This is a genomic window from Xenorhabdus lircayensis (assembly GCF_016306625.1).
GTDB lineage: Bacteria > Pseudomonadota > Gammaproteobacteria > Enterobacterales > Enterobacteriaceae > Xenorhabdus > Xenorhabdus lircayensis.
The window spans coordinates 74,947-88,436 of record NZ_JACOII010000034.1 but is presented as its reverse complement, the minus strand read 5'-3'; the positions used below and the strand labels follow the sequence as shown (position 1 = coordinate 88,436).

16 protein-coding genes and 3 tRNA genes are annotated in these 13,490 nt (G+C 42.2%); 11 read left to right on the top strand and 8 right to left on the bottom strand.

All coding sequences use genetic code 11. From position 1 onward, the window contains the following. The 5 genes from H8A87_RS09200 to H8A87_RS09180 all read right to left on the bottom strand — a co-directional run bounded on the left by H8A87_RS09200 (position 1) and on the right by H8A87_RS09180 (position 1,777). Positions 1–222, bottom strand: a complete 222-nt coding sequence (locus H8A87_RS09200) for a TraR/DksA family transcriptional regulator (protein ID WP_198689669.1) — start codon at positions 220–222, stop codon at positions 1–3. Then, on the bottom strand, positions 215–418 hold the full coding sequence (locus H8A87_RS09195; protein ID WP_198689668.1) for a DUF2732 family protein: 204 nt from the start codon (positions 416–418) through the stop codon (positions 215–217). Before H8A87_RS09195 ends, H8A87_RS09200 begins: the two co-directional genes overlap by 8 nt. A gap of 79 nt (positions 419–497) precedes the next feature. Further along, positions 498–851 (bottom strand): DUF5347 domain-containing protein, encoded by a 354-nt coding sequence (locus H8A87_RS09190; RefSeq protein ID WP_198689667.1) that lies wholly within the window; start codon positions 849–851, stop codon positions 498–500. A gap of 148 nt (positions 852–999) precedes the next feature. Further along, positions 1,000–1,509, bottom strand: a complete 510-nt coding sequence (locus H8A87_RS09185; protein WP_198689666.1) for a phage regulatory CII family protein — start codon at positions 1,507–1,509, stop codon at positions 1,000–1,002. A 28-nt stretch (positions 1,510–1,537) separates the two neighbouring features. Beyond that, the gene (locus H8A87_RS09180) at positions 1,538–1,777 is read right to left on the bottom strand and encodes a regulator (protein WP_198689665.1); all 240 of its coding nucleotides are present in this window, start codon (positions 1,775–1,777) and stop codon (positions 1,538–1,540) included. A 148-nt stretch (positions 1,778–1,925) separates the two neighbouring features. On the opposite strand from H8A87_RS09180, the gene H8A87_RS09175 reads away from it, so the two are divergent. The 7 genes from H8A87_RS09175 to csdE all read left to right on the top strand — a co-directional run bounded on the left by H8A87_RS09175 (position 1,926) and on the right by csdE (position 7,821). Next, on the top strand, positions 1,926–2,516 hold the full coding sequence (locus H8A87_RS09175) for a phage repressor protein CI (RefSeq protein WP_198689664.1): 591 nt from the start codon (positions 1,926–1,928) through the stop codon (positions 2,514–2,516). 35 nt (positions 2,517–2,551) lie between these two features. Beyond that, positions 2,552–3,040, top strand: coding sequence for a hypothetical protein (locus tag H8A87_RS09170; protein ID WP_198689663.1), 489 nt, complete (start codon positions 2,552–2,554; stop codon positions 3,038–3,040). Between the two features lie 25 nt (positions 3,041–3,065). Continuing rightward, entirely contained in the window at positions 3,066–4,127 is a 1,062-nt protein-coding gene (locus H8A87_RS09165; protein WP_198689662.1) for a phage integrase, read from the top strand. A gap of 91 nt (positions 4,128–4,218) precedes the next feature. Beyond that, positions 4,219–5,424 (top strand): cysteine desulfurase CsdA, encoded by a 1,206-nt coding sequence (gene csdA, locus H8A87_RS09160; protein ID WP_198689661.1) that lies wholly within the window; start codon positions 4,219–4,221, stop codon positions 5,422–5,424. A gap of 408 nt (positions 5,425–5,832) precedes the next feature. Further along, positions 5,833–6,642 carry a glycosyltransferase gene (locus H8A87_RS09155; RefSeq protein ID WP_198689660.1) on the top strand — a complete coding sequence of 270 codons (810 nt, stop codon included), beginning with the start codon at positions 5,833–5,835 and terminating at the stop codon, positions 6,640–6,642. Positions 6,643–6,659: 17 nt separating this feature from the next. Continuing rightward, complete coding sequence (locus H8A87_RS09150) at positions 6,660–7,271, top strand: hypothetical protein (protein WP_198689659.1); 612 nt, start codon at positions 6,660–6,662, stop codon at positions 7,269–7,271. A 91-nt stretch (positions 7,272–7,362) separates the two neighbouring features. Beyond that, positions 7,363–7,821, top strand: a complete 459-nt coding sequence (gene csdE / locus H8A87_RS09145; protein ID WP_198689658.1) for a cysteine desulfurase sulfur acceptor subunit CsdE — start codon at positions 7,363–7,365, stop codon at positions 7,819–7,821. Positions 7,822–7,829: 8 nt separating this feature from the next. Here the strand turns inward: csdE and tcdA are convergent, their stop codons facing one another. Together tcdA and mltA are read right to left on the bottom strand one after the other, a co-directional pair. After that, positions 7,830–8,642, bottom strand: a complete 813-nt coding sequence (tcdA, locus tag H8A87_RS09140; RefSeq protein ID WP_198689749.1) for a tRNA cyclic N6-threonylcarbamoyladenosine(37) synthase TcdA — start codon at positions 8,640–8,642, stop codon at positions 7,830–7,832. Between the two features lie 71 nt (positions 8,643–8,713). Continuing rightward, positions 8,714–9,808, bottom strand: a complete 1,095-nt coding sequence (gene mltA / locus H8A87_RS09135; RefSeq protein ID WP_198689748.1) for a murein transglycosylase A — start codon at positions 9,806–9,808, stop codon at positions 8,714–8,716. Positions 9,809–10,038: 230 nt separating this feature from the next. Between mltA and H8A87_RS09130 the strand changes: the two genes are divergently transcribed. From H8A87_RS09130 to H8A87_RS09120, 3 genes are all read left to right on the top strand, one after another. Then, a tRNA-Met gene (locus H8A87_RS09130) sits at positions 10,039–10,115 on the top strand. 149 nt (positions 10,116–10,264) lie between these two features. Beyond that, positions 10,265–10,341: transfer RNA gene (locus tag H8A87_RS09125), tRNA-Met, on the top strand. 68 nt (positions 10,342–10,409) lie between these two features. Further along, positions 10,410–10,486: transfer RNA gene (locus H8A87_RS09120), tRNA-Met, on the top strand. A 163-nt stretch (positions 10,487–10,649) separates the two neighbouring features. Here H8A87_RS09120 and amiC read toward each other — a convergent pair. Then, positions 10,650–11,897 (bottom strand): N-acetylmuramoyl-L-alanine amidase AmiC, encoded by a 1,248-nt coding sequence (gene amiC / locus H8A87_RS09115; protein WP_198689657.1) that lies wholly within the window; start codon positions 11,895–11,897, stop codon positions 10,650–10,652. 238 nt (positions 11,898–12,135) lie between these two features. Between amiC and argA the strand changes: the two genes are divergently transcribed. After that, on the top strand, positions 12,136–13,461 hold the full coding sequence (gene argA / locus H8A87_RS09110; protein ID WP_198689656.1) for an amino-acid N-acetyltransferase: 1,326 nt from the start codon (positions 12,136–12,138) through the stop codon (positions 13,459–13,461). The last annotated feature ends 29 nt before the right edge of the window (positions 13,462–13,490 follow it).

Below are 13,490 nucleotides of genomic sequence, written 5' to 3'. Positions count from 1 at the left end.
TTATTCACTCCGATAATATCTCTGTTGCAATTCAAAATCAGTCTGGCAATCAACACAGCGAGAACAACCAATAACTTGAATACGGCGTATTTCTGGAATCGCTTCGCCGCAGTTTTCACATTCAAACGCTGAAACACCGACAGGGCGATTAACATGCTCTGCGATTCTGCGCTCCAGTGTTTCTTCTGCGTGTTGGCAAGCGCGGTCGATAACATCAAACATAGTTCCACTCCTGTGCTTGACGGTCGATGTTCTCAGACTCACTTTGCAAAAGAGCAGCACTGGCCGAGTGATCCATTTTGTTTTTTAAAACATGAATGGATAAACTTTCCAAACGGTAAGAAAACTTTTCGGCATAATGCTTACGTTCATCCTCCCGCACTTGTTTTATTAATTGTTCAATACTTATACTTCCCATTTATTCATTTCCTGTTTTTAGATAAAAAGAATCCCTGACGTGTTGACGCCATTAAAATTAAATTGATCATTATTGTTATTTAATTGGGCAACGATAACTTACTTGGCAATAATGGACTGGCTGCCTTAATTAAGTTTATTGCCCGTATCAAATTGCACATTTCTTCACGGGTGAATTGATGCAATTCCAGTTCATGCCGTTCTTTGGGAATGCGGGCAAGGTAGAAGATAGCCGCCAAAAAACGCTTATTATCCGCGTAGTGCGCATTGCGTTTATTGCGCATTTCGTCAACAAAGAGCGCCAACTCTTTATTATCAGACTTAAAGACTTCCGCTTTCAGTTTAGCGACGGAATTTAAACCATTAACGCGCATTTCAAAGGGCATCTCGATGGCACGTTGTTCTGTTGATTCAAAATGGTATTCGGTGTTCATTTAAACCTCACGAATAAGAAACAGAATAAAATAAGCAACGGAGCATAAGACAATGGGAAAAATAAATCCGTCACCTTTATTTGTATGAAACGACTGACTGGTTAGTTTGTACTGGTGCTGCTGTTGCTTTAACGCATTCATACTGACCTCAGACTAACGATGCGCCCATCCCTGCCACGGCATCAACCGCCGAATTAAACGCAGGGTTTGAGTGCAATCTTGATGATATGGTTACACCCGCCAAGGTTAATAAACGGACTGCGTTATTAACCGTCTTCTTAAACTCCGCCACACGGGTGCAAGTAAGACGCTCACCCGAAACAGCCTCACTTGCCAGCTTGCCCACTTCTGCCGTTGCTCCTAATAAATAGCCTGGCATGTTGGCATCACAAACTTCATTAACCGGCACAGATGGCTGACACTGCAATTGCTCCAGTAGACCGTCCAAAAGGGAGGCGTCTTCTGTCACATCCGTTAACTTCATTAACTCAATACAAGTCAGCATGTGACGCTGCTCAGGGTTCAACTTGTTGCGCAGCATTTGCGGAGGTATTCCGATGGATTCCGCGATCTGTGCTAAATTTCTTTTATGCGTGTTGGAGAACGCCCGGCACGCATTATCAAAGTGCGATTGTTTGGAAACGCGATAATCAAACATTGCTTTTTTTCTCCAAAAGCGAAATGCTTTACTCGTATCGCGTGTTAAATGGAATTTGGGTGCTAGTTGAGCTTAGTGCTTCAACTGCCAGAGCCATCATATTGATAAGCACTTTACCGCGTTTCTTATCACCATTTTTTTCGCGGACAGGTAAGCGCCCATCTTTGACCATGTCGCGAGCAGTACCCATAGGCATAGCATGACGACGGCAGAATTCTTCAATTGGGAGGAATGGTTCAGTGACAGTGATTGTAAAGATAGGTCTCATGGGGCAAAATCCTCTATATTTTGTTTCAGCTTTATTCGTAGATATTCGTTAAATATCGTCTTTAACTACAACTCAAACTAAGGTTATCTCGTATTTTACTAATCGTCAACGCGAATTGTAGTTTTTTACGAGATCAATATAAAGAGCTATGGGAAAATTTCATTTAGAAATGTTCAGTGATAGTGTTCCTGTCTTGGATCGCATCATTGAAGCTTATGGGTTTAGCTCAAAATTGATGCTTGCTCAGCATTTTGATATGGCTTCCAGCAGTTTGGCTGGCAGATATAAAAGAAATAACTTTCCAGCTGATTTAGTCGTTAGATGTGTTGCGGAAACAGGTGTTAATCTCGAATGGTTAGCAACGGGTAATGGTAAAAAATATAACGATGAAGAATTAGATACCATGAAGTTTCCAAGCCATAAGCTGATTGATAAAAAGTTGTACCAATCCGGCTATGTTATGTTTGATAAAGTAATGTTCACTGCTGGTATTCCACTCCCTACTGACCCCATATGTGTTTTGGATAACAAGACTCATTACATCATCGATCGCAAATTTGCCGATGTTTATGACGGTGAATGGTTAGTTGATATTGAAGGAAAACTCAGCATTCGCGAATTAACTCGAATTCCAGTCAAGCGCGTCCGCGTCTCTGGCGTAGGCATGGCGTTTGATTGCGACCTAAGCGATATAACGGTTATTGGCCGTGTTGTTACAACAATAAAAAATCACATCTAAGGAAAACCTTAGAAAACTAATCCGATAGGTGAATCATGGATAGACAACTGTGTTTTGTTTATATCAATTCTAGATATGTAGTAAGTGTTCAATTTATTGCTAGCGTTTCAGAAAATGATGAGTATTTGCAAGGAATTAATTTACTGTCCCATGATGAGGGCAGACTAAAAACATTTCGAAAAGATAGGGTAATTGAATACTTTGAAGATTTAGATGAAGCTGTTCAATTCACCAACGACATTGCAAAAATCGGCGAATTTGCAGTTAGTAAACCTAGACCGGAAACTTTTGATGTCCATTTCACTGGTTTTAAGAAAGAGTTAAAAGCTGAACTTGAAACCCTTGCCAGTGATGCAGGAATGGAAATTAGAAAATCTGTCACCAAGAATCTTAAACTTCTTTGCTATGGCTATAACGCTAGCCAACTGAAAATGGATAAAGCTAGAAGCATGGGCATCATTATCTTAAATGAAAATAAGTTCAAAGGCTTTATTGAGACTGGTGATTTCACCGACAGTATCTAATAGGTAGTATTTAAAACTATTAACTATGGCAATAAATAAACAATCAAGCGGCAAATGGCTAGTTGAGCTTTACCCCAACGGCAGGAACGGGCGAAGAATCCGCAAACAGTTCACGACCAAAGGTGAGGCGCTTGCTTATGAGCGCCATATATTAGATGAAACTGTAGAAAAGCCTTGGCTTGGTGAAAAGAAAGATACTCGCCTTCTATCTGAGCTGATTAATACTTGGTATCGAGCACACGGTATAACCCTAAGCGATGGTGAAACCTGTAAACAGAGAATGCTCTCTGCTTGCAGAGAAATGGGCGATCCCCTTGCAATCGAATTTGACGCTAAGTTATTTTCTGTGTACCGCGAGAAAAGGTTAAACGGGACAGATAGATTGAAACCCGTTGCTCCCCGTACAGTCAATACTGAATTGGCGTATTTACGGGCAATGTTTAATGAGCTGTACAGACTCGGAGAATGGAAGGAGAATAATCCTCTAAAAGATGTCCGAGAGTTTCGCATCAATGAATCAGAAATGGCATTTTTATCTCATCAGCAGATTAGCACTCTGTTGGAGTCCTGCACCCAAAGAAACACAAAAGATTTGCTGATTATTGTTAAAATAGCATTATCGACAGGTGCCCGCTGGTCTGAGGTAGAGGACTTAACGGACTCACAAATCACACCTTATAAGATAACGTACACAAAAACCAAAGGGAAACGTAACCGCACAGTGCCAATCACTAAAGAACTGTACGACGAGATACCAAAGAAGAAAGGTAAGTTATTCACCCCTTGCTATGCTGCTTTCCGTTATGCGGTTAAGCGCGCAGGTATTGAACTGCCGCCTCGCCAGTCATCACATGTCATGCGCCACACATTCGCATCACACTTTATGATGAGCGGAGGAAATATTCTTGTCTTACAGAAAATACTAGGGCATACAGACATCAAAATGACAATGCGCTATGCTCATTTTTCCCCTGATCATTTGAATGATGCGTTGAAATACAATCCATTATCACAGTTAAAAAATGGCGGCAAAGTGGCGGCAGAGAACCCCAAACTTCATTATTCATCATCACTTGCCATTACATAACTTACTGATAAACACATATATTATTGATTCATATGGAATATATAAAGAAAAACTTATTCTTTATCACACAACTATTAAATTAGCACCGTTTATGAAAGCCTTTGACTCAGAAAAATTCCGCCTGCAATTCCCTGCCCTGCAACAGTCGACCACGTTTCTGGACAGTGCAGCTACAGCATTAAAACCGACATGCATGATTGAGGCGACCGAACACTATTACCAAAACCACAGTGCAACGGTGCATCGCAGCCAGCACGCCACTGCACAAGCCATGACCGCCCGTTATGAACAGGCTCGTTCATTGGTGGCGGAATTGCTCAATGCGCCATTACCTGAAGATATTATCTGGACGAAAGGCACAACTGAGGCCATTAACCTGATCGCACAAAGTTACTTTCGTTCCCGCCTGAGCGCGGGTGATGAAATTATCGTCAGCGAACAGGAACACCACTCTAACCTACTACCGTGGTTGATTCTGGCAGAACAGACCGGAGCCAAAATCGTTAAATGGTCGATTGACAGTCAACGTCAACCAGAAATAAATACTCTCGCAGAACTGCTGAATGAAAAAAGCCGATTAGTCGCCATTAGTCAAATGTCGAACGTCACTGGTGCCACACTGGATTTGGCTCAAGTCACAGCACTCGCGCACGAATATGAATGCCGAGTGCTGGTCGATGGTGCCCAGGGTATCGTGCATTCTTCCGCTGATGTTCAGCAATTGGATATCGATTTTTATGCTTTCTCAGCCCATAAACTGTATGGCCCGAATGGGTTGGGTATATTGTATGGCAAAAGTGAGTTACTGAATGCAATGTCGCCGTGGCACGGAGGCGGAAAAATGCTGACTCAAGTTTCATTCGACGGTTTCACTCCGGAAGCGGTTCCTTATCGCTTTGAAGCAGGAACACCCAATGTTGCCGGCGTAGTCAGCTTTGCTGCGACTCTGGAATGGTTGAAAACCGTTGATATCCAGCTCGCCGAATCCCATGCGATTGCCCTGACGGATTATACTGAACAGCAACTCAGCACACTATCGGGTTTTATCAGTTACCGCACGGCAGGTTCCAGCTTGTTGGCTTTCAATATCGCAGGAATACATCACAATGATTTGGCGACTCTGATTGCTGAACAGAATATTTCTCTGCGTTCAGGGCAACACTGCGCTCAACCGCTGCTAGATGCCCTTGGGATCAGCGGCTGCCTGCGAGCTTCATTCATGCCTTATAATAACCAGCAAGATGCGGATAGATTGGTCAATGCCGTAAAGTTTGCCCTATCGCTACTCAATGATTAATATTGTCCTGCCGTGACTGTCCTATCAGTCACCAGAAACTAGATATTTTTTAACTGCCCAACTATTTCAACTATTCCAACTACTTTGGAATTCTTGGGGCAGTTCTTTGCCCATCGCTGTAAATACCGAACCAAGATACATTGGTTATGGGAAAAATGTGGTCATAATTTACGACTCTTGATGCACACTCTGATACCTCAGGTAACTAAGATTTTTAGCTCAGAGTTTAGATTGATCCAAATGAGCCAAAGTAATACATTTAACTAACTTGTTATTTACACTTCTCTTAGAAAGAGATCATATAAAATACGCTTCAATTGTCATATCACAATCATCAATTAAGTTTTAATAGCATAAATATACAATACAATTTAGCTAATGCGTTATCAAAGAATAAAAGGGTAGCTTATGAATATCCCCCGAAAAATTCATTATTTCTGGACCGGAAATAACATATCAGAAAATGACTTTAAAAAAATAATAACAATGAAGGATGAAAACCCCGGATTTACAATTAACATCTGGGGAAATCACGGAGATAAATCACTAATCCTAAACACATTAAAATCACTCACCTTTAATTTCAAACAACAGGATTTTGATATTGGCACAATATTCGGAATTGAAAACCTATTTGTTTACAGAGATGTTGAAGAAGCTTTTTATATATTAAAACAAAGAATTAACATCTTTCATCAAACTTTCACCCAACAGCTTAACCGATACAAGCGCTCTCCAGATTTCATTCATTTTAAAACCGATGAAAAACGCTATGGAAAATCTCCTGAACTAATTGATTACTTGCACCATATATACATGATTCATATAAATAAAAATCACATATATGACCTACACCTGCATGCTGATTTCCATAATTATGCTGCAGCCAGTGACATTGCCCGACTTGTTATTCTATATGTAGAAGGGGGAATTTATCTTGATGCAGATGTAGAATTAACTGATTCTCACATAAAATATAGAAAATCGGAGGTTTTTGATAAGTTCATATATGATAAACAAGGGCAAGCATGGAGAAAAAATACCGATAAAAAAACAGCTAGATTTGAAAAAGTAGATTTCCCATCAAGTCTAGGTTTTGGTGACATATCTGGTCGGGGAGGAAAACAAATTAATAATCAAGGTAAAAATGGAATGTTATACCCAATAGATTTCAAGTTGCAGCGCGGCGGCAAGGGAGGCGAATCCCCAAGAGCATAGATAACTATGTGACTGGAGTGAGTGAGCGTAGCCAACAAAGCAGCAACTTGAAAGATGACGGGTATATAAATAAAACAATCGCCAAAAATCATAGTCTAAGTTCTTACTTCAGTACTAATTTAAGTAATCGTTTCGGAAATGCTATTATTTCTGCCCCTCAGTACTCAGAAACTGTTCTAAGTATCTTGTTGAAAATGGCTATGATGATAAAAAAGAATCACCTTATTATTCAAATCAATCAAACTGTCAAATCAGATAAAATCAATAAAATACAACACCCTATGAAATTCCATGAAAATAATTTAAAAATTGATAAGGCCTTGAAATATCATAAAGCAGGAAAAATCTCTCTAGACATGAAATGTAATATGTTGGATCCGATATGGAGAACCGGTATCGATTCCTCTCAGCCTGCAAACAAAAATTATCAATCACACCTTAGACATCGCCGTATAGATAAGACGGTAGAAATGACTGGGCCGAATGTTTATGCACGTTTTTTTAACCTATATAGCTTAGGTTATCTTCCTGAAAAAATTCAAATTCATAGTAGAAATAATTTACTGTTTAAAGAGGTTGATGCTAGTGCCAAGTGGTCTGCCACGAATTGGCATAAAAAGAAAAAGTAATGATGGCTTTTGTTTCAGAACATAACTGCTATGATTCTGAAACCTCATTTAGAGGGAATAAGCGACAAACTCACTGCAAGATAAATAACTGATGACACAACTTTCAGACACTATCCTTGCCCCGCATCCGTTTGGAACGGAAATCACGGAGCAACAACTTATTGAAAACTTCCAGCAAAGTAAATTGTGGGAAGATCGCTATCGGCAGCTTATCGGGCTAGCCAGAAAGCTGCCCCCTTTGGCAGATGAATTAAAACAACAAAATATTGAAATGTCGGGATGCGAGAATCGAGTCTGGCTGGGGTATCAATTACTTCCGGACGGCCGACTGCATTTTTACGGCGATAGCGAAGGCCGCATTGTCAAAGGATTATTGGCAGTTCTCCTGACCGCCGTGGAAGGCAAAACACCAGAACAGGTTTCACAAACACCTTTGGCCGAGTTATTCCAGCAACTCGGCCTCGAACACCAATTGAGTGGCTCACGGCTCAATGGTGTGAAATCCCTGATTAACACCATTCAGGAAATTGCCCACGCCTATCTCCATTAAACTCTGCATTACAGCGTCTTTTCCCGCTCGGCTTTTGCCAGCATCTTTTTCAGCGCGTGAGATACTGCAACAAAGCCAAAGGTCGCCGTAACCATCGTTGCGGCACCAAAACCAGAGGCGCAATCCATCCGTTTCGAACCGTCCGCCGTGCTCTTGACCGCACAGACTGTACCGTCAGATTGGGGATAAACTAGCTGTTCCGTTGAGAAAACGCACTCAATGCCCAATTTTCCCTTGCCGTTCTTCACTACGCGATAATCCGATTTTAAGCGTTCCTTTAATTTAGCCGCCAGTGGATCTTGTACCGTTTTAGCCAAATCCACCACCTGAATCTGGGTAGGATCCAGTTGCCCACCTGCTCCTCCCGTCGTCACAACTGGGATCTTATAGCGACGGCAATAGGCCAATAACGCTGCTTTTGGTCGTATGCTGTCAATTGCATCAATCACATAACTGAATCCTGTGGACATCAATTCGGCCACGTTATCAGGGGTGACAAAATCATCAATGCAAGTCACTTGGCACTCAGGATTTATCGCTCTTATCCGCTCGGCAATCACCTCAGTTTTTGGCAATCCCACATGCTGTACCAAAGTGTGCAGCTGACGATTAGTATTGGTAATGCAAACGTCATCCATATCAATCAGCGTGATAGCGCCGATGCCTGTACGCGCCAGAGCTTCTGCAGCCCATGAACCGACACCGCCAATACCCACCACACAGACATGTGAACAGGCAAATAATGAAAGCGCTTTCTTGCCATATAATCGAGCCGTACCAGCGAAACGCTGAAGATAAGCATCAGAGAGAGAAACTTGCATCACTAAATAAATCCTGCATAACACCTACCTCTATTGAGATCGGTTATCGATTGATTAAACTGGAGGGGATCTTACTGGTTTGCTGCCAAAAAACCAGTTGATGATTTCTTCAATACCCAAACACGACCATAGTGATTATAAAAACCAGCCATTTCACCAGCCCTCTCACCAACACCATTATAAATGTCGAAATGATTTCCTTTAATGGCACCACCGACATCCAGTGACACCATCAGGCGCATCCGATACTGTCCGGTAAATTTTCCCATTTGATCCAGCACTGGCACTTCCGCCAATAACGCTGTTCCGGGAGGAACCAGTGATTTGTCAGATGCTACCGATGCTTCAGCGACGAGGGGCACAGCACTGGCTCCTCTAACGAAGGTATAGGGTTCAGGTCTAAAGAAAACAAATGAAGGATTCTGTTCCAGCAATTCTCTCACTTTGGCTTCGCTATGCTGTTCTCCCCACTGGCGAATAGCTTTCATTGACATTTTTTCACCAGGCACTTCTCCGCGGTCGATCAGCACCTTGCCAATACTGCGATAAACATGTCCATTCTTTCCCCCATAGCCAAAAAAGGTCAATGGGCGTCCATCACCAAAATCAACATAACCGCTTCCTTGCACTTCCATCATAAAATTATCCATCTGGGAATTACTGTACCCGATGATGAATTTTTTGTTCAGCGCCCCACTATATATTGCTGCGCGATTTGGCAACCGGAAACGCGATTTAGTTGGCATACTGTACAGCGGATATTTGAACTCTCCCTGCTTGATATGCCGCGCTTGCACAACGGGTGTGTAATAACCGGTAAACTTCACGTTGCCGTAATTATCTTCACCTTCCATCTGATAGGCGAGTAAACCAAACTCGTTTAAATTTCGGGTATCACCACCGGACAACATCCAATTTTCGATCGCATCAAATGTGTCACGGTTATTGCTATAAAGACGCGGGGAAGACTTGCTGATAAATTTAACTTGAGTGGCAAAATCTTTGGCATTAACCGGAGAACCTTGGGCATTAGGCGTATTAACCAGTTGGAGGTTTTGGGTAATTCGACCATCTTTATACTGTTGTGCTTGATCGGTCGGTCGCTGACATCCCGATAATAACGAAATGACCAATCCACATAACAGATATTTTCCCCAAAGTTTCATATTCATACCTTATATCCAACCATCACATCACGATCCGACCACGAACAATATCAAACACGAATAAATAAAGAAATGTAGTTAGAAAAAAAATAGCTTATCGTTTTGCAAGCCCAATCGAGTAAAAACAAAACAACAAGATTAAGTTTCAACCATAAAACAAATAAATTCAGTAAATATCAATAAAAACCTTGCAACAACTCCGTTCGAGAGTATAGTGTGCCCACATCGGACGCGGGGTGGAGCAGTTTGGTAGCTCGTCGGGCTCATAACCCGAAGGTCGTCGGTTCAAATCCGGCCCCCGCAACCAACTCTATGTGATGTCATCATTAATACGACGTAACATAGACACGATATAGAACTAAAGATATATAGAAACAAAGAATGTACAGTAGTAAAGAATGTCATCATTCAGAATTTGCACTCACGATTGCTAATCAAAGTTTGCAAATAGACGGACGCGGGGTGGAGCAGCCTGGTAGCTCGTCGGGCTCATAACCCGAAGGTCGTCGGTTCAAATCCGGCCCCCGCAACCAATTTTGTACGATGCCATTATTAAGTATTTGCACTCACGATTGATAATCAAGGTTTGCAAATAGACGGACGCGGGGTGGAGCAGCCTGGTAGCTCGTCGGGCTCATAACCCGAAGGTCGTCGGTTCAAATCCGGCCCCCGCAACCAAATTTTCTTTTAAAGATTTCATTTCTTCTTATCTCATTTTTTATTATCTAATTCCCCCTAATTTTAAATTCTTCTTAATATTATTTAATACCTGTTTAAGCATAGCCATAGCTGAGATAGATATGTTGAATAGTTTCATTGAGCCTTATTCAAAGCGGATATTTCACCGCCGTGCCAGTTCTGCACCACTTTTGAAATAAACCTTAATGCCAGCAAAAATAGATTCCGCCACTTGTTGCTGGAATTTTGCTGTTTTCAGTTTACGTTCTTCTTCCAGATTACTGATAAATGCAGTTTCCACCAAAATAGAAGGAATATCTGGCGCTTTCAATACCGCAAATCCCGCCTGATCGACGCTATTTTTATGCAGTTTATTAACTTTACCCATCCGTTTGAGCACTTCATCACCAAATTTCAGACTATCGTTAATCGTCGCGGTTTGAACCAAATCCAGCATGGTGTGATCCAAATATTTATCACCGCTTTTGCTAACCCCTCCAATCAAATCAGCCTCGTTTTGAGTCTGAGCCAGAAAGCGGGCAGTATTACTAGTCGCACCTTTAGTAGAAAGCGCAAACACGGATGAGCCCCGCGCAGACCGATTCGTAAAGGCATCGGCATGAATAGAAACAAATAGATCCGCTCGCATCTTACGCGCTTTCGCCACCCTAACTTTCAAGGGAATAAACACGTCTTCATTACGGGTCATGTAAACTTTCATGCCAGGCGCACGTTTAATGAGCGCCTGTAAACGACGGGCAATTTGCAACACGACATCTTTTTCACGGGTTTTATATTTCCCAATAGCTCCCGAATCTTCACCACCGTGACCGGGATCGAGCACAATCACAATCGGCCTATCTTTCCCTGCCTTACCGGGTTTGCGTGTCTCCGCAGGCAAATGCTTTTCTAAATCCCCGCTGTTGTACTCTTCAAGCAGGGCCTGCAAAGGATCATCATCCACACCAGCCGCCTTTTTGGGATAAAAATCTAACACCAAACGGTGCTTAAATTTAGCAATTGGTGGCAATGTAAAAATATGCGGGGCGATAGGCTGTTTGATTTCAAATACCAAACGCACCGTTTTGGGATCAAATTGCCCAGCTCTCACCAATTTCAGGTAAGGATCACGCTGCTGAACCTGTGTCCCCATACTGCTCAAGACACTATTAAGCTGGATGCCCTGCAAATCGATCACAATACGATTAGGATTTGAAAGTGAAAATTGGCGATACTTAAGTGGAATATTAGACTCCAGCGTCACTCTGGTATAACTTGATGCTGGCCAAATACGGACAGCAATCACTTTTGAGTTTGCGGCGTAGCCTATTGGACTGATACTCAATAGCCACAGGGCTGCTGCGCCTTTCAGCAGGCGGCGACGTGAAGAATTATGGTCTGAATGACTCATCGTTTATTCCATTTAAAAACAACCAAACGCAGTAATCTTTACCAAACATAATAACTAGGTGAGAACTCTAATTAATTAGCGAATCGCTGTCATCAAAAAAAACATTTTTTACTCTCCCAGTTTATTTATACCAATATAAATAATAACGTTATTTTTATCTATGTTTCCTCTTGCCATCCTCCCCAAAAAGAATAAAAATACAAAAAATGCGAATAAAAATTCATTCAGAGAGAGTTTCATGAAAGAGCGCAGCACCGAATTAGTTGAAGTCGTTCGACACTCGGTTCCATATATCAATGCACACCGAGGAAAAACCTTTGTCATTATGCTGGGGGGTGAAGCCATCGCCCATGAGAATTTTCCAAACATCGTTAACGATATTGGATTGCTGCATAACCTGGGCATTCGTTTAATCGTCGTGTATGGTGCTCGCCCACAAATAGAACAAAACATCGCCGAACATAATTGCCAATCGGTTTATCATAAACACACCAGAGTGACTGACGCCAAGACGCTGGATCTGGTTAAACAGGCAGCAGGTCTGTTACAACTGGATATTACAGCACGCCTTTCCATGAACCTAAGCAATACATCATCACAAGGCGCCAACATTAATGTTGTCAGCGGTAACTTTATTATCGCCCAGCCTTTGGGAATTGATGATGGAATCGATTATTGCCATAGTGGCAGGATCCGCCGCATTGATGAGGAAGCCATCAACCAGCAATTAGGCAATAACGCTATTGTGCTGATTGGCCCCGTTGCCGTTTCCGTCACGGGAGAAAGTTTCAATCTGACATCCGAAGAAATTGCTACGCAGCTAGCGATCAAATTAAAAGTGGAGAAATTAATCGGGTTTTGCTCATCGCAGGGCGTACTTGATGCTGAAGGCAATACCTTATCAGAAATGTTCCCCAATGAAGGAGAAGCTCGCCTGTATGAATTGGAAAACGCTGATGATCACTATTCAGGAACGACGCGTTTCTTAAGGGGAGCCATTAAAGCCTGCCGCCGCGGAGTTCGTCGCAGCCATTTGATCAGCTATCAAGAAAATGGTTCGCTGGTTCAGGAACTATTCTCCCGCGAAGGCATAGGAACCCAAATTGTTATGGAGCGCTCCGAACAGATTCGCCGTGCCAATATCAATGATATCGGCGGTATTCTTGAGCTTATTCGTCCATTGGAACAACAAGGCATTTTGGTGCGCCGCTCACGGGAACAATTGGAAATGGAAATTGATAAGTTTACCCTGATAGAACACGATAACGTCACCATCGCCTGTGCTGCACTGTACTCTTATCCCGATGAAAAAATTGGGGAAATGGCCTGTGTTGCCGTACATCCCGACTACCGAAACTCTTCCCGTGGTGAAGTACTGCTGAACTCCATTGCCAATCATGCTAAACAGATGGGGCTAGAAAAACTCTTCGTACTCACAACCCGCAGTATTCACTGGTTTCAGGAGAAAGGTTTTGAACCCGCAGAAATCGATATACTGCCAGTGGAAAAACAAGCGCTGTATAACTATCAGCGCCGTTCCAAAATCTTGATGCTGAATTTATAGAATCATTAACCGCATTAACCTTGACCATA